Source organism: Amycolatopsis sp. NPDC049868, assembly GCF_044461365.1.
Lineage (GTDB): Bacteria > Actinomycetota > Actinomycetes > Mycobacteriales > Pseudonocardiaceae > Amycolatopsis.
This window is the reverse complement of the sequence record NZ_JBITKV010000002.1, coordinates 822,920-840,346: the sequence shown is the minus strand read 5'-3', so window position 1 is coordinate 840,346 and position 17,427 is coordinate 822,920. Positions and strand designations below refer to the sequence as shown.

The 17,427-nt window shown below is 68.5% G+C and carries 15 protein-coding genes; 11 read left to right on the top strand and 4 right to left on the bottom strand.

The window, feature by feature from the left end:
* Nucleotides 1-15 precede the first annotated feature (15 nt).
* Nucleotides 16-2,367: a bifunctional salicylyl-CoA 5-hydroxylase/oxidoreductase gene (locus tag ACIBTM_RS12215; RefSeq protein ID WP_395876523.1), complete on the top strand. Its 2,352-nt coding sequence runs from the start codon at nt 16-18 to the stop codon at nt 2,365-2,367.
* Nucleotides 2,364-3,506, top strand: coding sequence for an acyl-CoA dehydrogenase family protein (locus ACIBTM_RS12210; protein ID WP_395876522.1), 1,143 nt, complete (start codon nt 2,364-2,366; stop codon nt 3,504-3,506). The genes ACIBTM_RS12215 and ACIBTM_RS12210 overlap by 4 nt, the downstream gene beginning before the upstream one ends.
* Here ACIBTM_RS12210 and ACIBTM_RS12205 read toward each other — a convergent pair.
* Together ACIBTM_RS12205 and ACIBTM_RS12200 are read right to left on the bottom strand one after the other, a co-directional pair.
* Nucleotides 3,478-4,113 (bottom strand): DUF2306 domain-containing protein, encoded by a 636-nt coding sequence (locus ACIBTM_RS12205; RefSeq protein WP_395876521.1) that lies wholly within the window; start codon nt 4,111-4,113, stop codon nt 3,478-3,480. The genes ACIBTM_RS12210 and ACIBTM_RS12205 overlap by 29 nt on opposite strands.
* A gap of 192 nt (nt 4,114-4,305) precedes the next feature.
* Nucleotides 4,306-5,694: a GH1 family beta-glucosidase gene (locus tag ACIBTM_RS12200; protein WP_395876520.1), complete on the bottom strand. Its 1,389-nt coding sequence runs from the start codon at nt 5,692-5,694 to the stop codon at nt 4,306-4,308.
* An 85-nt stretch (nt 5,695-5,779) separates the two neighbouring features.
* Between ACIBTM_RS12200 and ACIBTM_RS12195 the strand changes: the two genes are divergently transcribed.
* The 3 genes from ACIBTM_RS12195 to ACIBTM_RS12185 all read left to right on the top strand — a co-directional run bounded on the left by ACIBTM_RS12195 (nt 5,780) and on the right by ACIBTM_RS12185 (nt 10,204).
* Nucleotides 5,780-7,027, top strand: a complete 1,248-nt coding sequence (locus tag ACIBTM_RS12195; RefSeq protein WP_395876519.1) for an ROK family protein — start codon at nt 5,780-5,782, stop codon at nt 7,025-7,027.
* Between the two features lie 109 nt (nt 7,028-7,136).
* Complete coding sequence (locus ACIBTM_RS12190; RefSeq protein ID WP_395876518.1) at nt 7,137-8,363, top strand: RICIN domain-containing protein; 1,227 nt, start codon at nt 7,137-7,139, stop codon at nt 8,361-8,363.
* Nucleotides 8,360-10,204, top strand: coding sequence for a ricin-type beta-trefoil lectin domain protein (locus ACIBTM_RS12185; RefSeq protein ID WP_395876517.1), 1,845 nt, complete (start codon nt 8,360-8,362; stop codon nt 10,202-10,204). Before ACIBTM_RS12190 ends, ACIBTM_RS12185 begins: the two co-directional genes overlap by 4 nt.
* Before the next feature lie 12 nt (nt 10,205-10,216).
* Here ACIBTM_RS12185 and ACIBTM_RS12180 read toward each other — a convergent pair whose 3' ends face one another.
* Nucleotides 10,217-10,879, bottom strand: a complete 663-nt coding sequence (locus ACIBTM_RS12180; RefSeq protein WP_395876792.1) for a GntR family transcriptional regulator — start codon at nt 10,877-10,879, stop codon at nt 10,217-10,219.
* Between the two features lie 181 nt (nt 10,880-11,060).
* On the opposite strand from ACIBTM_RS12180, the gene ACIBTM_RS12175 reads away from it, so the two are divergent.
* From ACIBTM_RS12175 to ACIBTM_RS12150, 6 genes are read left to right on the top strand one after another with little or no spacing between them, the layout of a single operon-like run.
* A complete protein-coding gene (locus ACIBTM_RS12175) occupies nt 11,061-12,305 on the top strand; it encodes an MFS transporter (protein WP_395876516.1) in 1,245 nt (414 codons plus the stop codon).
* Nucleotides 12,306-12,331: 26 nt separating this feature from the next.
* Nucleotides 12,332-13,126, top strand: a complete 795-nt coding sequence (locus ACIBTM_RS12170; protein WP_395876515.1) for a putative hydro-lyase — start codon at nt 12,332-12,334, stop codon at nt 13,124-13,126.
* Nucleotides 13,127-13,140: 14 nt separating this feature from the next.
* Entirely contained in the window at nt 13,141-13,899 is a 759-nt protein-coding gene (locus ACIBTM_RS12165) for a LamB/YcsF family protein (RefSeq protein WP_395876791.1), read from the top strand.
* Nucleotides 13,899-14,504: an allophanate hydrolase subunit 1 gene (locus ACIBTM_RS12160; protein ID WP_395876514.1), complete on the top strand. Its 606-nt coding sequence runs from the start codon at nt 13,899-13,901 to the stop codon at nt 14,502-14,504. Before ACIBTM_RS12165 ends, ACIBTM_RS12160 begins: the two co-directional genes overlap by 1 nt.
* Nucleotides 14,501-15,358, top strand: coding sequence for a biotin-dependent carboxyltransferase family protein (locus ACIBTM_RS12155; RefSeq protein ID WP_395876513.1), 858 nt, complete (start codon nt 14,501-14,503; stop codon nt 15,356-15,358). Before ACIBTM_RS12160 ends, ACIBTM_RS12155 begins: the two co-directional genes overlap by 4 nt.
* Nucleotides 15,359-15,413: 55 nt before the next feature.
* A complete protein-coding gene (locus ACIBTM_RS12150; RefSeq protein ID WP_395876512.1) occupies nt 15,414-15,809 on the top strand; it encodes a hypothetical protein in 396 nt (131 codons plus the stop codon).
* 264 nt (nt 15,810-16,073) lie between these two features.
* On the opposite strand, the gene ACIBTM_RS12145 is transcribed toward ACIBTM_RS12150, so the two are convergent.
* On the bottom strand, nt 16,074-17,330 hold the full coding sequence (locus tag ACIBTM_RS12145) for a DUF222 domain-containing protein (RefSeq protein ID WP_395876511.1): 1,257 nt from the start codon (nt 17,328-17,330) through the stop codon (nt 16,074-16,076).
* Between the last annotated feature and the right edge of the window lie 97 nt (nt 17,331-17,427).

Sequence of the window (17,427 nt, the reverse complement as noted above, 5' to 3'; positions counted from 1 at the left end):
CATACCCTGAGCGGCGTGCGTATCGCGGTGTTAGGCGGCGGCCCGGCGGGGCTCTACTTCGCCACGCTGGCGAAACAGCTCCATCCCGATCATGAGATCACCGTCTGGGAGCGCAACGCGCCCGACGACACCTTCGGGTTCGGGGTGGTGTTCTCCGACGAGACCCTCGGCGGCATCGAGCACGCCGATCCGGTGATCCACGCCGCCATGCGCCGCGAGTTCGCGCGCTGGGACGATATCGACGTCCACTTCCGCGGCACGGTGCACACCTCCGGCGGGCACGGGTTCGCCGCGATGAGCCGCAAACGGCTGCTCGGCATCCTCCAGGAACGCTGCGCGGAGCTCGGCGTCGACGTCCGTTTCCGCACCGAGGCACCGAGCGCGGCCGAGGCGAGCGCCGAGTACGACCTCGTCGTCGCGGCGGACGGCGTCAACTCGCCGACCCGGAACGCTCTCGCCGAGAGCTTCCGTCCGAGCCTGCAGACCAGGCGCTGCAAGTACATCTGGCTCGGCACGGACCTCGTCTTCGACGCCTTCAAGTTCCACGTCCTGGAAACCCCGCACGGGATCATGCAGATTCACGGCTATCCGTACAGCGACACCGCGAGCACGTTCATCCTCGAACTGCACGAGGACGTCTGGCAGCGCGCGTTCGGCGAGATCGCCGCCACCTCGCTGGCGCCGGGTGAGAGCGACGAGAAGTCGATCGAGGTCATCCGCGAGCTGTGCGCGGACGTCCTCGGCGAGCACCAGGTGTTCGCCAACAACTCGAAGTGGACCGCCTTCGCCACCGTGCGCTGCGCGAGCTGGCGGCACGAGAACGCCGTCCTGCTCGGCGACGCCGCGCATACGGCGCATTTCTCCATCGGTTCCGGCACGAAACTCGCCATGGAGGACGCGCTCGCGCTCGCCGCCTGCCTGCACGAACAGTCCGATATGGACAGTGCGCTCGAAGCCTACGAAGCCGAACGTCGCCCCGTCGTCACCTCGACCCAGCGCGCCGCGCAGGCGAGCCTCGAATGGTTCGAGAACATGGGCCAGTACACCCATCAGGAGCCGGCACAGTTCGCGTTCAACATCCTCACCCGCAGCCGCCGCGTCACCTACGACAACCTCCGGCTGCGCGATCCCGAATTCGCCGCCGAGCTGGACAGCTGGTTCGCGTCCACTTTGGACTCCGATATTCGGCCGCCGATGTTCCAGCCGTTCCGGATCGGGAACCTGGACCTGCCGAACCGCGTCGTCGTCTCGCCGATGGACATGTACTCCTCCGAAGACGGCGTCCCGACCGACTTCCACTTGGTACATCTGGGAAGCAAGGCGCTCGGCGGCGCCGGGCTGGTGATGACGGAGATGGTCTGCGTCTCCGAGACCGGCCGGATCACCCCGGGTTGCGGCGGCCTGTACACCGGGGAACAAGAGCGAGCGTGGAAACGGGTCACCGACTTCGTCCACGGGCACTCGCCCGCGCGGATCGGCGTCCAGCTCGGCCATTCCGGGCGCAAGGGCTCCACGAAACTGATGTGGGACGGCATCGATCAGCCGCTGCCCGAGGGAAACTGGGAGATCTGCGCCCCGTCCGCGATCCCGTACCGCGAAGCGAACCAGACCCCGCGCGAGCTCACGAAGGCCGAGCTGGCCGAGATCCGTGACCAGTTCGCGCACTCCGCGGCCGCCGCCGCGCGCGCCGGATTCGATCTTCTCGAGTTGCACTGCGCGCACGGCTACCTGCTGTCGTCGTTCCTGTCCCCGCTGACCAACCGGCGCACCGACGAATACGGCGGCTCGCCGGAGAACAGGCTGCGTTTCCCGCTCGAAGTCTTCGACGCCGTCCGCGCGGCGTGGCCGGCCGAGCGGCCGATGACGGTCCGCATCTCCGCGACCGACTGGTACGACGGCGGAATCGACGTCGACGACGCCGTCGAGATCGCCCGCGCGTTCGCCGAGCACGGCGCGGACGGTATCGACGTGTCGACCGGCCAGGTCGTCAGCGAGGAGAAACCCGAGTACGGCCGCAGCTACCAGACGCCGTACGCCGACCGGATCCGCAACGAGATCGGGCGCGAGTACGGGATCGCGGTGATCGCCGTCGGCGCGATCTCCTCCTACGACGACGTCAACTCGCTGATCCTCGCGGGCCGCGCGGATCTGTGCGCGCTGGGCCGGACTCACCTTTACGATCCACAGTGGACACTGCACGCCGCCGCCGAGCAGGGCTATCCGATGCCGTGGCCGAAGCAGTTCGCGGCGGGCAGCCGGAAACCGCAGGGCGGCCGCACCGACGGGCCGAAACCACGGCTGGAACTGCTGCGCTCGGGAGAACCCGGCACCGCGCACGCCCGCTGGCGACCTGGGAGCGACCGATGACCGCCTTCGCATTGAGCCCCGATCAGCAGGCCTTCGCCGAAGAAGTCCGGCGGCTGGGCGCCGAAAAGCTCCGCCCGCTGGCCGAATCCGGTACCGAAGGCGCGGTCAACCGGCCGCTGCTCAAGGAAATGGGCGCGCTCGGCCTGCTCGCCCGGCTGTTCCCCGGTGCCGACGGCGGCAGCCCGAGCCGGGAGGCCGCCGCGACGGATCTCTGCATCCTGCGGGAATCGCTCGCGAGCCAGAGCACCGAGGCCGAGACTGCGTTGGCGCTGCAGGGTTTGGGCACGTACCCGGTGTTGCAGTCCGGGCAGGACTCGCAGGTCGCGAAGTGGGTTCCCGCCGTGGCCGCGGGCGACGCCGTCGCCGCTTTCGCGCTCACCGAGCCGAACGCGGGTTCGGACGCGGCGGCGCTGGAGCTCGCCGCCGAACCCGACGGCGACGGCTGGCGTCTCACCGGCGAGAAGATGTGGATCTCCAACGCCCCCGAGGCGGATTTCTACAGCGTTTTCGCCCGCACCACACCGGAAGCGGGATCGCGTGGTGTCTCGGCGTTCGTCGTCCCCGCCGATCGCGCCGGGCTGTCGGGCGAGCACCTCGACCTCGTCAGCCCGCATCCCATCGGCACCCTGGTCTTCGACGGCGTCCGCGTGGAGCGGGACGAACTGCTCGGCGAACAAGACCGCGGCTTCGGCGTGGCGATGCGGACGCTGGACCTGTTCCGCCCGAGTGTCGGCGCGTTCGCCGTCGGGATGGCGCAGGCCGCGCTCGACGCCGCCGTCGCCCACGCCCGGACCCGGGTGGCGTTCGGCGGGCCGTTGCTGAAGCAGCAGACCGTGGCACACACCCTCGCCGAAATGGCGACCCGCACCGAAGCGTCGCGTCTGCTCGTCTACGCCGCGGCCGCCGCGTACGACGCGGGCGAGCGGAACCTCGCCGGCCGGGCCGCGATGGCGAAGCTGTTCGCCACCGAGACCGCCCAGTACGTCGTCGACTCGGCCGTGCAGATCCACGGCGCCCGGGCACTGCGGCGAGGGCATCTGCTCGAACACCTCTACCGCGAGGTCCGGGCGCCGCGGATCTACGAAGGCGCGTCCGAAGTGCAGCGGACGATCATCGCGCGATCGCTGGCTTCTTCTTAGCGGGACGCCGGTCGAGGTACCACTGCGTAGCGAGCAGGACCAGCGTCGGGCTCAGCCAGGCGCTGATCGCGGCGACCGATTGCGAGAAGGCGATCTCGCTGCCGCCGAACGTGGTCTCCAGCCGAGGTTCCAGCGTGATCATCGCGATCGGCGTGACCACCCGGCTGACGATGATCGACATGGTCAGCGCGAAACTGCGGATCATCCAGCGGCGGTGATCGGCGAACCGGCGTTGCCGTGCCGCGCGCCAGCCGGCGAACGTGCACCCCAGCCACAGCACCCCGGCCACGACGTTGGCCACCCTTGTGGCCGGCCCGAACGGGCTCATCGCGCCGACGGTCAGCGCCAGCAGCCCGGCCGGAAGCACCCCGGCGAAGACGTACACCCGGCCGATCTTCCGGTGCACCGCCGGGTACTTCGCCCGGAACCACGGCCAGATCTGGAGCAGCGCGCCCGCCATCGCGATCGAGCCGAACAGCACGTGCGCCGAAAGGAACCAATAGTGCGAGGTGAACCCCGGCGGCTGCGGCACCCGCGACCGCGACGGGTCCAGCGACAGATACGGCGGCATCGAAAAGGCCAGGAACACCACGACGATTACGGCCATCGGCGCGACCCAAGGCCTTCTCCACCACGTTTTCCGTGGCGCCGTCTCCGGCCGGTCACGTCGTTCTAGCCTGACGGTCATCACTGTCCCCCACGTTTCCGGTAGCGGCAAACAACTTTCCGCTGCCGAACCTAGAACGCGGGGCGACCGGGAAGAATGGAGCGAGCCGCCGGTTCGAGGGTGGAGCAGGCCCTACCGCCGGCTGCCGCGCACCCGCTGGACGACGTCGCGGTAGGCCAGCCCGCTCTGCTTGATCGTCCGTACCTGCGTCTCGCGGTCGACCCGGACCAGGCCGAGCCGTTTCGCGTAGCCGTACGCCCATTCGAAACTGTCCAAAAAGGACCAGGCGAAATAGCCCCGGACGTCCGCGCCCGCCTGCCGCGCGGCGGCCGTCGCGGCGATATGCGAGGCCAGGTACGCGGTGCGGTCGTCGTCGCGGACGAAGCCGGTCTCGTCGGGGACGTCGGCGAACGCGGCGCCGTTCTCGGTGACGTAAAGCGGCAGCCCCGGATAATCCCGGCCGATCCGGACGAGCAGTTCGGTGAGCTTGTGCGGCAGGATCTCCCAGCCCAGCGCCGTCGACGGCGCCCCGAACGGGACCTTGCGGAACGCGGGCATCCCGAAGTGCTCCACCGCGTCCCCGTTCTCCTCCACCCCGGAATACCGCGTCCCGAAGTAGTAGTCGATACCGAGGAAATCGAGCGGTGCCGCGATGATCGACGGATCCCACGGCTCGGACGGCAGACGGATGCCCTGGCGCGCGAGGGTCTCCAGGACGTCCTCCGGGTACCTGCAGTGCACGAGCGCGTCGAGGTAGAACCGCGTCCCGAGCCCGTCCTCGAAACGGGCGGCTTCGCGATCGGCCTCGCTGGGCGTGGCCGGGTCGGCGGTGCTCAGGTTGAGCGTGATGCCGAACTTCGTCCCGGACGGCGCGAGTTCCCGCATCCTCCGCACGGCGAGACCGTGGCCGAGCAGCAGGTGATGGGCCGCCGCCATGCCCGCCTTCGCGTCCCGGCGGCCGGGCGCCATCACGCCGTGGACGTAACCGTGCATGGCCGTGCACCACGGTTCACTCAGGGTGGTCCAGTGGCGGACCCGGTCGCTCAGCCGCTCGAACACGAGCATCGCGTAGTCGGCGAACCGGACGGCGGTGTCGCGCGCTGGCCAGCCGCCCGCGTCTTCGAGGTGCTGGGGCAGATCCCAGTGGTACAGCGTCAGCCAGGGATCGATGCCGTTGTTGAGCAGCTCGTCGACCAGCCGGTCGTAGAAGGCGATCCCGGCGGGGTTGACGCCGCCCCGTCCGCGCGGCTGCACGCGGGGCCAGGAGACGGAGAACCGGTAGGTGTCGACGCCGAGTTCCTTGAGCAGCGCGATGTCGGCGGGCATCCGGTGGTAGTGGTCGCAGGCGATCTCGCCGGTGTCACCGTTGTCGACCGACCACGGCGACTGGGCCCAGGTGTCCCAAATGGACGGTGTTCTTCCGTCTTCGGCGACCGCGCCTTCGATCTGGTACGCCGAGCTGCCGACACCCCACCGGAAGTCCGGCGGCAAGCTGCCGATGAGCTCGTCGTCCCCCGTCATGACTCTCTTCCCGCCTTATTTCACCAGTTGATACATGGCGGAGGCTAAGGTCGTGGGGCATCCTGGAAAGGTCCGCCGCCATAAGATGGGTATCCGCATGCCTGCCAAGCGCACCACCGTCCGTGACCTGCGGCGGCACAACCGTTCCCTCCTGCTGTCGAAACTCTACTTCGACGGCCCGCTCAGCCGCCACGAATTGAGCGGTCTGACCGGTTTGAGCGCCGCGACCGTCAGCAACGTGACCGCCGAACTCGGCGAAGAACGCCTCATCATCGAAGCCGGTCTCGTAGAGTCCGACGGCGGCAGGCCGCGCGTCCTGCTCCGCGTCGACCCGGCGTACGGCCATGTCGCGGGCGTCGACATCGGCGAGACCGGGGTGAAGGTCGAGCTGTTCGACCTCACCATGAACCGGCTCGCCACCGTCGAGCACCCACTCGCCTCCCCGCGCCCGGACGCGGCCGCGGCGGTCACCCAGGTGGCGTCCGGACTCCGCGAAGTGATCGCGGAATCGGGTATCGACGAGGCGACCGTGCTCGGTGTCGGCGTCGGCGTCCCCGGCACCGTCCACCAGGGCGAGGCACTCCGCGTGCACGCGCCCACGATCGGCTGGAAAGAGGTCCCGCTCACCGACCTCCTGCGCGCGGAGGGTGTCGAGCTGCCGCTGTTCGTCGACAACGGCGCGAAAACCCAGGGCCAGGGCGAAATGTGGTTCGGTGCCGGCCGCGGCGCCCGGCACGCGGTGATCGCCCTGATCGGCTCCGGGGTCGGCGCGGCCGTGGTCACCGACGGCACCACGTACCGGGGCTCCACCAGCAGCGCGGGCGAATGGGGCCACACGACCATCGTCTACGGCGGGCAGGAATGCCGCTGCGGAGCACGCGGCTGCCTGGAGTCCTACGTCGGCGCGGAGGGCGTCCTCGCCCGCTACCGCAAGGCGCGTGGCGGAAAGACGGCCTCGGACGAGGACGAGCAGACGCAGTTCGCGGCCCTGCTGGAGTCGGCGGGCAAGGCCAAGGCCGCGGCCAAGGTGCTGGAAGAGACCGCCGGCTACCTCGGCGCCGGGATCGGCAACCTGATCAATCTGTTCAACCCCGAGCGGATCGTGCTGGGCGGCTGGGCGGGGCTCGCGCTCGGCGAGCGGTATCTGCCCGAAATCCGGCGCGCGGCGGGCGAGCACGCGCTGGCGCACGTGTTCGACCAGACCGAGATCGAACTCGGGCAGCTCGGGCCGGACGCCGTCGCCATAGGAGCCGCCACCCTCCCGGTCGCCGCCCTCCTCGACCAGGGTGCGGACCCGCGAACGGCCGGGTCGAAGCGGGGCACGGCCGCCTGAGCCTTAATTCGGGCTCGAAAAATAGGTCTTGTCGCAGTGGTAGAGACCATGCATACTTTGTTGTCAGGCACAACAAAGTAGTTTCTGCCTGCGAAGAGAGGCGACAACGATGTCCATCTCCTCCCTCTTTCGCTGGACGGCGCTCCTCGCCGCCGGCGTTCTCCTCGGCTCACTCCCGGCCACCGCGCGGCCCCCGGCCGCCGAGGCCGCGGTCATGGCCGCGACGTTCACCGACGACTTCAACGGGCCCGCCGGCGCGGGTATCGACACCTCGAAGTGGCATTTCGAGACCGGCGACAACGTGAACAACCACGAGCGGCAGTGGTACACGTCCGGGACGAACAACGCGGCGCTCGACGGCCAGGGCAACCTGGTCATCACCGCGAAGAAGGAGAACCCCGGCAACTACAACTGCTGGTACGGGCGCTGCGAGTACACCTCGGCCCGGCTGTCCACGCAGGGCCAGTTCACCCAGACCTACGGCCGGTTCGAAGCGCGGATGAAACTGCCACGCGGCCAGGGGATGTGGCCCGCGTTCTGGATGCTCGGCGCCGACATCGGCAACGTCGGCTGGCCCAACAGCGGCGAGATCGACATCATGGAGAACGTCGGCTTCGAGCCGAACACGGTGCACGGCACCCTCCACGGCCCCGGTTACTCGGGCGCGGGCGGCATCGGCGCGGCCTACAACGGCCCCAACTTCTCCGACGACTTCCACACCTACGCCGTCGACTGGGCACCGAACCAGATCAAGTGGTACGTGGACGGGAACCTCTACCAGACCCGCACCCCCGCCGATCTCAACGGCAACCGCTGGGTCTTCGACCATCCCTTCTACCTGATCCTGAACCTCGCCGTGGGCGGCTACTGGCCGGGTGACCCGAACTCCAGCACCGTCTTCCCGCAGCGGCTCGTGGTCGACTACGTGCACGTCAACTCCAGCGACACGGCCGGGCGGACCGGCCGGATCACCGGGATCGGCGGCAAATGCGTCGATGTCGCCGGGGCGAACACCGCCAACGGCACCCCGATCCAGATCACCGACTGCAACGGGAACGCCGCGCAGAACTGGACCGTCGGCGGCGACGGGACGATCCGCGCGCTCGGCAAGTGCATGGACGTCTCCGGCGGCGGGACCGCGGACGGCACGGCCGTGCAACTGTGGGACTGCAACGGAACCGGCGCGCAGAAATGGGCGATCAGCGGCGCGCGCGACATCGTGAACCCGCAGGCGGGCAAATGCCTCGACGCCACCGGGAACAGTTCCGCGAACGGGACCAGACTCCAGATCTGGACCTGCGGCGGTGGCGCGAACCAGAAGTGGACGACGCCGTGAAACGGCTGCCCTTGCTCGGCGCCGCGGTGATCGCGGCGGCCACGCTCGTCGCCACGCCGGCGCAAGCCGCCGGGGAGACCGTCAACATCTGGCTCACCACCACGAACGACTCGCGCGGCGTGAACGTCACGCGCGGGCTCCAGCAGCAGTCACCGGTCAACTTCGCCGCGGGCACCGGAACGGGCCAGCAGACCATCACCGTCGACGAGAACACCACGTACCAGCAGTTCGAGGGCGCGGGCGCGTCGTTCACCGACACCGCCGCGTGGCTGATGAAGGGTAGCGGCGCGCTGTCACCGGCGACACGCGACGAGACCATGCGGAAGCTGTTCGATCCTGTTTCGGGCATCGGCGTCAACTTCATCCGCAACCCGCTCGGTTCCTCGGATCTGGCGCGATTCAGCTACTCGTTCGACGATCTCCCCGCCGGGCAGACCGATCCGAACCTGACGAAGTTCTCGATCGGCCACGACCTCGACAGCATCCTGCCGCTGACCAAACAGGCCAGGGAGATCAACCCGGCGACCAAGGTGATGGCGTCGCCGTGGAGCGCGCCGCCGTGGATGAAGGACAACGGCGATTTCAAACTGGGCTGGCTGAAGGCCGAGTACTACCCGGCGTACGCCCAGTACTTCGTCAAGTACATCCAGGCGTATCAGGCACAGGGTGTCCCGATTCATTACGTGTCGGTGCAGAACGAGCCGACGTGCTGCGCGAGCTATCCGTCGATGAACTGGAACGGCGCCGGTCTCCAGTACTTCACGAAGACCAACCTGTTACCCGCTTTGAAGGGTGCCGCTCTGTCCACAAAGGTGCTCGCGCTGGACTGGAACTGGGACAAGTACGCGGAATTCGGCGCGCCGACGATGGACGACGCGGCGATCCGCACCGACCCGAACTTCGGCGGGATGGCGTGGCACGGCTACGGCGGCGACGTCGCTCAGCAGACCGCCGTGCACAACCAGTACCCGAACGTGCCCGCGTACAGCACCGAGCATTCCGGCGGGACCTGGGTGAGCCATCAGCAGGCCGAAGACATGGCGAACATCGTCGACTACACCCGGAACTGGAGCAAGAGCTTCATCAAGTGGAGCCTCGCGGTGGACCAGAACATGGGGCCGCACAACGGCGGCTGCGGCACCTGCACCGGGCTGATCACCGTCCACAATGGAGATTCGCGGCACGGGCAGGTCGACTACACCGTCGAGTACTACACGACGGGTCACCTGACGAAGTTCGTGAAGCCGGGCGCGTACCGGATCTCGTCCAACGACAACTCCGCGGTGCGGAACGTCGCGTGGAAGAACCCGGACGGGTCGAAGGTGCTGATCGCGTACAACACCAGTGGCGCGAGCCAGAACGTACGCGTCAACTGGGGCGGGCAGTCCTTCACATACCCGCTGCCCGCGTCGACGTCGGCGACGTTCACCTGGTCGGGGACGCAGTCGGGCGGCGGTGTCCGCACCGGCGCGATCACCGGGCTCGGCGGCAAATGCGTCGACGTCGCCGGGGCGGACAGTGCCAACGGGACGGCGGTGCAGCTCTACGACTGCAACGGCTCCGTCGCGCAGCAGTGGTCGTTCCAGGCCGACGGCACGGTGCGGGCGCTGGGCAAATGCCTCGACGTCACCGGGATGTCCACCGCGGACGGCGCGCGGCTGCAACTGTGGGACTGCGCGGGCGGGGCGAATCAGCGATGGGCGGCCAACACCGCCCGCGACCTGGTGAACTCCGGTTCGGGCAAATGCCTTGACGCGACCGGGAACTCCTCGGCCAACGGCACCCGCCTGCAGATCTGGACCTGTACCGGCGCCGCCAACCAGAAGTGGGTCACCCCCTAGGCACCCCCGCATTCAGTCCTCTGAACGCGATTGGGAACGTTCGGCGTAGGCCTCGACGAGCTGGTTTTCGGCGTCGGTGAGGTACTGCGCGAGGAGCTTTTCGGCGCCGAGGCCGTCGCCGGCCTCGATACGCGCGAGGATCTCCGCGTTGCGCTTGAGGTACGGCTCGTGGAAGCGCCGCGGGTCGGCCATCATGTGGAACACCAGCCGCAGCTCGGCCAGGATGCCGCGCATCAGTTCGTCGATCCGCTCGCTGCCGCTCAGTTCCGCGATCGCCGAATGGAACCGGATGTTCGCGGTGCCGAGGTCCTGCCAGCGCTCACTTCGCTCGGCGATCCTGCCGTCCTCGACCAGGCGCGCGAGCTTCGCGAACGTCGGGGGCTTCTCCGTCACCGCCCGGACCGCCGAGCACTCGACGACCTTGCGCACCTTGTAGAGATCGACGACGTCCTCGACGGGCAGCACCCGCACGAAGACACCGCGGTTGAGCTCATGGGTCAGCAGGCGTTCGTGCGTGAGCAGCCGGAACGCCTCGCGCAGCGTGTTGCGGGAGACGCCGAGCGCCGAGCCGATGTCGTGCTCCGACAGCCGGACGCCGGGCAGGAAGAACCCTTCCGCGATGCGCGTGCGGAGGACGCCCGCGACCCGTTCGGCCGTACTGGTGCGGCTCACCATGCCGCGATCCGCTTCGAGTCCTTGAACCGAGGCAGGACCACCCTCCGCGATCGTCACGTGACCGATCCTAACCGGCTACAAGAGGTCAAGCCAAGGATCCTCTTGTGGAATTGTTGAACAATACCTACAGTGGCTACCCATGTGACCCGTGCCACGATGGATTCACCCTCTGGAGGTGCCGATGGACGCGACAGCCACTACCGAAGACACACGCCCCTTCGCCTGGTTCCGCACGCTCGGTTCGCGAGGCCGCCGGGCCTTCGTCGGCGCGTTCGGCGGATACGGGCTCGACTCGTTCGACTACCAGACCCTTCCGCTGGGTCTGGCCGCGATCACCGCCTACTACGGCCTCTCCGGGGGCGAGGCTGGGCTGCTCGGCACCACGACACTGGTGGTCTCGGCGATCGGCGGGATCGGCGCGGGCGTCCTCGCCGACCGCATCGGCCGGGTCCGCACCCTCCAGATCACCATCGCGATGTACACGGTCTTCACCGTGCTCTGCGGGTTCGCGCCGAACTTCGAGACGCTCCTGGTCTTCCGCGCCCTGCAGGGCCTTGGCTTCGGTGGCGAATGGGCCGCCGGCGCCGCGCTGGTCGCGGAGTACTCGCAGGCGAAGTATCGCGGCCGGACCGTCGCCTTCGTGCAGAGCGCGTGGGCGGTCGGCTGGGCGCTGTCCGTCGTCGTCTACACGGTGGTCTTCAGCATCTGGAGCCCGGACATCGCCTGGCGCGTCATGTTCTGGACCGGGGTCATCCCGGCGCTGCTGGTGCTCTGGGTCCGGCGGAACGTCCAGGACGCGCCCGTCGCGGAAGCGGCCCGCGCCACGAAGAAGGAACGCGGCTCGCTGGCGGGCATCTTCAAACCGGACCTGCTGCGCACGACGTTCTTCGCCGCGCTGCTCGCCACCGGTGTCCAGGGCGGTTACTACACGCTCGCGACCTGGCTGCCGAGCTACCTGAAGACCACCCGCGGCCTCACCGTCATCGGCACCGGCGGCTATCTCGCGTTCCTGATCTCCGGCGCCTTCATCGGATACGTCACCGGCGGCTATCTCACGGATCTCCTGGGCCGCAAGAAGACGTTCCTGCTGTTCTCGGTGCTGTCGGCGGGCCTCATCGTCGCCTACACGCAGATCCCGGCGGGCGCGAACACGCTCGTACTGTTCCTCGGCTTCCCGCTCGGGTTCTCGATGTCCGCGATCTTCAGCGGGTTCGGCGCGTTCCTCGCCGAGCTGTACCCGTCGGCGCTGCGCGGGACCGGGCAGGGCTTCACCTACAACCTCGGCCGGGCCATCGGCGCGACGTTCCCCGCCGTGGTCGGTTTCCTCGGCGCGGGCGGCGCGATGGTGTTCGGCGCGGTCGGCTACGGAATCGCCGTGCTGGCGCTGCTCGGCCTGCCCGAGACTCGCGGCCGCGAACTTCTGTGACCACAATCGGAAGAGGAGGCACCGCGATGACCACCTTCGACGACCCGGCGACGTTGTCCCCCGGCGAGGCCCGCGCCCTGTTCCGCGCGGGCACGGCCCGCCCGACCACCGGCTGGGCGAACGGGTTCACCCAGACCAATCTGATCGCCGTCCCCGAGGACTGGGCGTACGACGTCCTGCTGTTCTGCCAGCGGAACCCGCAGCCCTGTCCGGTGCTCGACGTCAGCGATCCGGGCGACCCGTCGACCCGGCTGGCGCCCGGCGCGGATCTGCGCACCGACCTGCCGCGTTACCGCGTCTGGCAGAACGGCGTGCTGTCCGGCGAGCTCGCGGACGCGAGCGGGTTGTGGCGCAGCGACATGGTCGCCTTCTCGATCGGGTGCAGTTTCACCTTCGAATCGGTGCTGGCCGCGGAGGGAATCCCGCTGCGGCATGTCGATCAGGGCCGCAACGTGGCGATGTACGTGACGAACCGCGAGTGCGTCCCGGCCGGGCGGCTGCACGGGCCGATGGTGGTCTCGATGCGGCAGATCCCCGAAGACCGGGTGGACGACGCCGTGCGCATCACCCGCGGGATGCCCGCCGTGCACGGTGCGCCGGTGCACATCGGCGATCCCTCCGTGCTCGGCATCGCCGACCTCGGCAAGCCCGACTTCGGCGACCCCGTCGACGCGGCACCCGGTGACGTGCCGGTGTTCTGGGCGTGCGGCGTGACCCCGCAGGCGGCGCTGATGGCCTCGCGGCCGCCGTTCGCGATCACGCACGCGCCGGGCTACATGTTCGTGACCGACAAACTCGACAGTGAGTTCAGGGTGGCCTGATGGACTTCAGCCGTATTGACCTCAACAGCGACCTCGGCGAAGGCTTCGGCGCCTGGAAGATGGGTGACGACGACGCCATGCTCGACATCGTCACCAGCGCGAACGTCGCGTGCGGCTTCCACGCCGGCGACCCGTCGGTGATGCGGCGCGTCTGCGAGCGCGCGGCGGAGCGGGGCGTCGTCATCGGCGCCCACGTCGCCTACCGCGATCTGGCAGGCTTCGGGCGGCGGGCGATGGACGTCGCCCCCGACGACCTGGCCGACGACGTGCTCTACCAGATCGGCGCGCTCGACGGATTCGCCCGCGCGGCGGGAACACGGGTGCGGTACGTCAAACCGCACGGGGCGCTGTACAACACGGCGGCGGTCGATCCGGAGCAGGCGGCCGCGGTGGTCGAGGGGATCCGGCGATTCGGTCCCGGGCTCGCGCTGCTGTGCCCGCCGGGATCGGAAATGGCCGAGCAGGCGGAAAAGGCCGGGTTCCCCGCGTACGCCGAGGCGTTCGCGGACCGCGCGTACACCTCCGAAGGCCTTCTCGTCTCCCGGAAACTGCCTGGCGCCGTGCTCCACGACGCCGACGAAGTGGCCGCCCGGGCGGTCGCGATGGCGACCACCGGCAAGGTCGTCGCCGCCGACGGGACCGAGCTGGCGCTTCAGCCGCATTCGCTGTGCGTGCACGGCGACACGCCCGGCGCCGTCGACCTGGCACGGCGGATCCGCGCGGGACTCGGCGCGTCCGGTGTCCACATCGGATCGTTCCTCGAGGCCGCGTGATGCGAGTGCTGCCCTATGGGGCGCGTGCGGCCATGGTCGACTTCGACGATCCGTCGGAGGTGCTCGGGCTGCACGCGTCACTGGAGCAGGACCCGCCGGACGGTGTCCTCGAACTGGTCCCGGCCGCGCGGACCATGCTCATCCGGTTCGACCCCGGCCGCACCCACCACGACCGGCTCGCCGAAGACGTCCTCCATCGGTCCACAGTGGACATCAAACCGCGCGAGACCGCCGAGATCGTCGTGCCGGTGCACTACGACGGCCCGGACCTGGCCGACGTCGCGGCCGCCTCCGGTATGTCCGCGGAAGCCGTCGTCCGGCGGCACGAGGACGGGACCTATGTCTCGGCGTTCTGCGGCTTCGCCCCGGGTTTCGCCTATCTGACCGGGCTCGACCCCACGCTGCACCTGCCGCGCCGGACGAGCCCGCGCACCCGGGTGCCCGCCGGCTCGGTCGCGATCGCGGGCGAGTACACGGCGGTGTACCCGAACGCCTCACCCGGCGGCTGGCAACTGATCGGGCGCACCACGCTGCCGGTGTGGGACGTCGAGCGGGAGCCGCCGAACCTGCTGGCGCCGGGCACGAGGATCCGGTTCACTTCATGACCGCGAAGATCGAAGTGCTCCGGCCCGGCGTTTTCACCACCGTGCAGGATCTCGGGCGACCGGGGCTGGCCGCGATCGGCGTCGGCCGGTCCGGCGCCGCCGACCGCGGTTCGCTGCGGCTGGCGAACCGGCTGGCCGGGAACCCCGAGGGCAACGCGGCCCTGGAATGCGTTCTCGGCGGCCTCGCCCTCCGATTCTCGGCTCCGGCGACCGTCGCCGTCACCGGCGCGCCGTGCTCGATCACCGTCGGCACGCGGGCTTTCGGCCCCGGCTCGCCGATCCCGGTCGGCCCCGGCGAAGAACTCGTCCTCGGAATGGCTTCTCACGGTTTGCGTTGCTATGTCGCCGTGCGCGGCGGCATCGACGTCCCCGCGGTGCTGGGCGCGCGGGCGACCGACACACTGGGCAAACTCGGCCCGCCCGCGCTCTCGGCCGGGATGACCTTGCCGGTGGGACAGCGGGTGCTGCCCCACCCCGGCGTGGATCTCGCTCCCCGCGCTCCCTTGCCGGACGTGCCGGTGCTGCGAGTGACTCCGGGGCCTCGGGTTTCGTGGTTCGTTCCCGGCGCATTGTCCACTTTGGTCTCCACTGGTTACGTCGCCACCGCCGACGTCGATCGGGTGGGTGTACGGCTGGACGGTCCCGTGTTGTCGCGGGCACGTGGTGGCGAATTGCCGCCCGAGGCCGCCGTGCCGGGGGCGTTGCAGGTACCTCCTTCCGGGCAGCCGATCCTGTTCCTGGCCGACCATCCGGTGACCGGCGGCTATCCGGTGATCGCGGTGGTGGAGGAAGCGGATCTGGATCTGGCCGCGCAGGTGCGGCCGGGGCAGCGGGTGCTTTTCCGGCTGGTTTGAGGGGTTTTGGTCCGTGCTGCCGAATCCTGGGCGATGACCTCAGTCGGCTGTTCCGGTGGACGATGTGGCTCATCGGCGGCAGAGCCTGCTGGCTCAGGGCTATGAACGCGTGCATGTCGAGAATGAATACTGGGACGGTCCGGTGTCAGGCGAGGACGAGACAGAGTCAGGTGAGTACCTGATCTGGCCGATCACCCGATCCACGCTCGAAGCGGAGATCGAGCACTATCTGATCTTCGCGGAGTGGCTGCGCGACGGCCAGGTTGGTCCCCACCCCGGTAACCCCGCCGAAGAATGTTCGCTTCGGCGAGCTCGACGAGATTTTGGCTCCGCTGCGCAGAGTTCCGCGGACATATCAGAGGAGGATCGCGTCCTGGGCATCCTTCGACGAACATCGTTACCGTCTCGACGGACCAGGGTATCTGGTCCGGTGGAGTCAGAAATCACGTGAGTGAACTCCACTGGCTCTCAGAACCGGTGAGCGAGTGAAGTGTTGCGGGCTGACTTGTCAGCCCTGATCGGCCGTCGTGGTCGCTTGTGACGGTGCGCGATTCCGTTCGTCCTGTTCCAGGATGGCGTTAACCCGGATCTGCCTCAAGTAGCCACGAGCAGGCCGATGTCCGCCGCTGCCCGGGGCAAGACAAACGCGGCCCAGTCCTCTCAATGCGTGATGTGGCTGGGCGAGTCGGATTTGGAGGCTTCATGGGGGTTCGGCCTATGTCCTGAGGTGCATGGTGTTGCGCCTCGGTGTCCCGGTGGGGTCGAGATAGGCGGGTGGGGTGAATTCCGGTAGTCCGTCTTGGGCGATCTGGACTTTCCATTCGCTGCGGTGGATCAGTCGGTGGTGTTTGGTGCAGAGTAGGACGAGGTTGTCGATTTTCGTTTCGCCGTGGTGTCGCCAGAAAACAATGTGGTGTGCGGTGCACCGGGGTACGGGCATGTCGCAGCCCGGGAAGGCGCAGCCGCCGTCGCGGAGGGTGAGCGCGTATTTCTGGGCCAGGGACACGGTGCGTTTGGAGCGGCCGATGTCCAGCGGTTCGCCCGCTGTCCCGAGAACCCCGGGGCGGACGCGGGCGTCGCAGGCGAGGATGCGGGCGTCGGTCGCGCTGATCGGCCCCACCAGATCCAGGTGGGCTTCACCGATGTCCCGGATCAAATCGTCGTAGGACATGGTGACCAGGATGTGCGTGGCCTCGCCTGCTTGTCCGGGGAGATTCCGGCTGGTGGTCTTCAACCGCACATAGTCGGTGAAGGCATCCCCGTAGCGTTCGTCTTGGGTGCGGGGGTCGCGGACCCCGTCGATGGCCTTGTGGGGTTTGGCCATCGGATCCAAATCCGACTTCAACCGAGCGTAGGTTTCCAGATCAAGCCGCGCCTTGAGACCCAAGGTGCCGTCACGATGTTTCACGAACCGTAGTTCCGGGCGGGTCTCCTTCGGATCCTCATTGCGGGGCTCCTTGCCGTCCGGGTCGAGCTTGTCCAGCAGGCGGCGTCCGGCGCTGGCGATCTGCCGTGGCCCGGCACGCCTAGCCAGCTCGACCAGGATCTTCTCCCCGTTCCGGACGTCTTCCTCAGGCACAGTGGAGGGAATCCGGGCGAGGGTCTTGATGATGGCATCGATCTGACCGCCGCCGATCGCACCCTCCGCCGCCGCCTCGGCCGTCAACGGCGCCAAGGGCGGTTCAGGGTCGCCGCCGATCGAGGGACCGGGATGCAGGGCCAGCACCCGGTCGGCGCGGGCGTCGGCTTCCTTCTCCGACACCAGGAAATCCTCGTAAATCAGCCCCGCCAGCGTCGAATGACCACTACAGCCACGGATCCCGCGGGTATTGATTTCCGCGAGGATCGCGTTCTGCTCGGCATCCAACTGGCGTTTCAACACTTCGAGTTCTTGTTTGCGGGCGTGCAGCGTCGCCGTGTCGACGCGCCACCACTCGGTGGACGTCTTCGGAGAGGCATCGTCGCTGGACACAAGATCAACGCTACGCCGAATCGAACACCTGTGCTATAGCATATTCAGACTATATCGCTCTCCGATAGTGCATAAAAATTCACCGCTCCCAATAAGG

Bases quoted from the DNA above. Each gene is read 5' to 3' on its own strand.
- ACIBTM_RS12155 (WP_395876513.1), top strand. From the start codon at position 14,501: ATGACCGCGAAGATCGAAGTGCTCCGGCCCGGCGTTTTCACCACCGTG.
- ACIBTM_RS12175 (WP_395876516.1), top strand. From the start codon at position 11,061: ATGGACGCGACAGCCACTACCGAAGACACACGCCCCTTCGCCTGGTTC.
- ACIBTM_RS12200 (WP_395876520.1), bottom strand. From the start codon at position 5,694: ATGACGGGGGACGACGAGCTCATCGGCAGCTTGCCGCCGGACTTCCGG.
- ACIBTM_RS12180 (WP_395876792.1), bottom strand. From the start codon at position 10,879: ATGGTGAGCCGCACCAGTACGGCCGAACGGGTCGCGGGCGTCCTCCGC.
- ACIBTM_RS12160 (WP_395876514.1), top strand. From the start codon at position 13,899: ATGCGAGTGCTGCCCTATGGGGCGCGTGCGGCCATGGTCGACTTCGAC.
- ACIBTM_RS12205 (WP_395876521.1), bottom strand. From the start codon at position 4,113: ATGGCCGTAATCGTCGTGGTGTTCCTGGCCTTTTCGATGCCGCCGTAT.
- ACIBTM_RS12170 (WP_395876515.1), top strand. From the start codon at position 12,332: ATGACCACCTTCGACGACCCGGCGACGTTGTCCCCCGGCGAGGCCCGC.
- ACIBTM_RS12190 (WP_395876518.1), top strand. From the start codon at position 7,137: ATGTCCATCTCCTCCCTCTTTCGCTGGACGGCGCTCCTCGCCGCCGGC.
- ACIBTM_RS12210 (WP_395876522.1), top strand. From the start codon at position 2,364: ATGACCGCCTTCGCATTGAGCCCCGATCAGCAGGCCTTCGCCGAAGAA.
- ACIBTM_RS12195 (WP_395876519.1), top strand. From the start codon at position 5,780: ATGGGTATCCGCATGCCTGCCAAGCGCACCACCGTCCGTGACCTGCGG.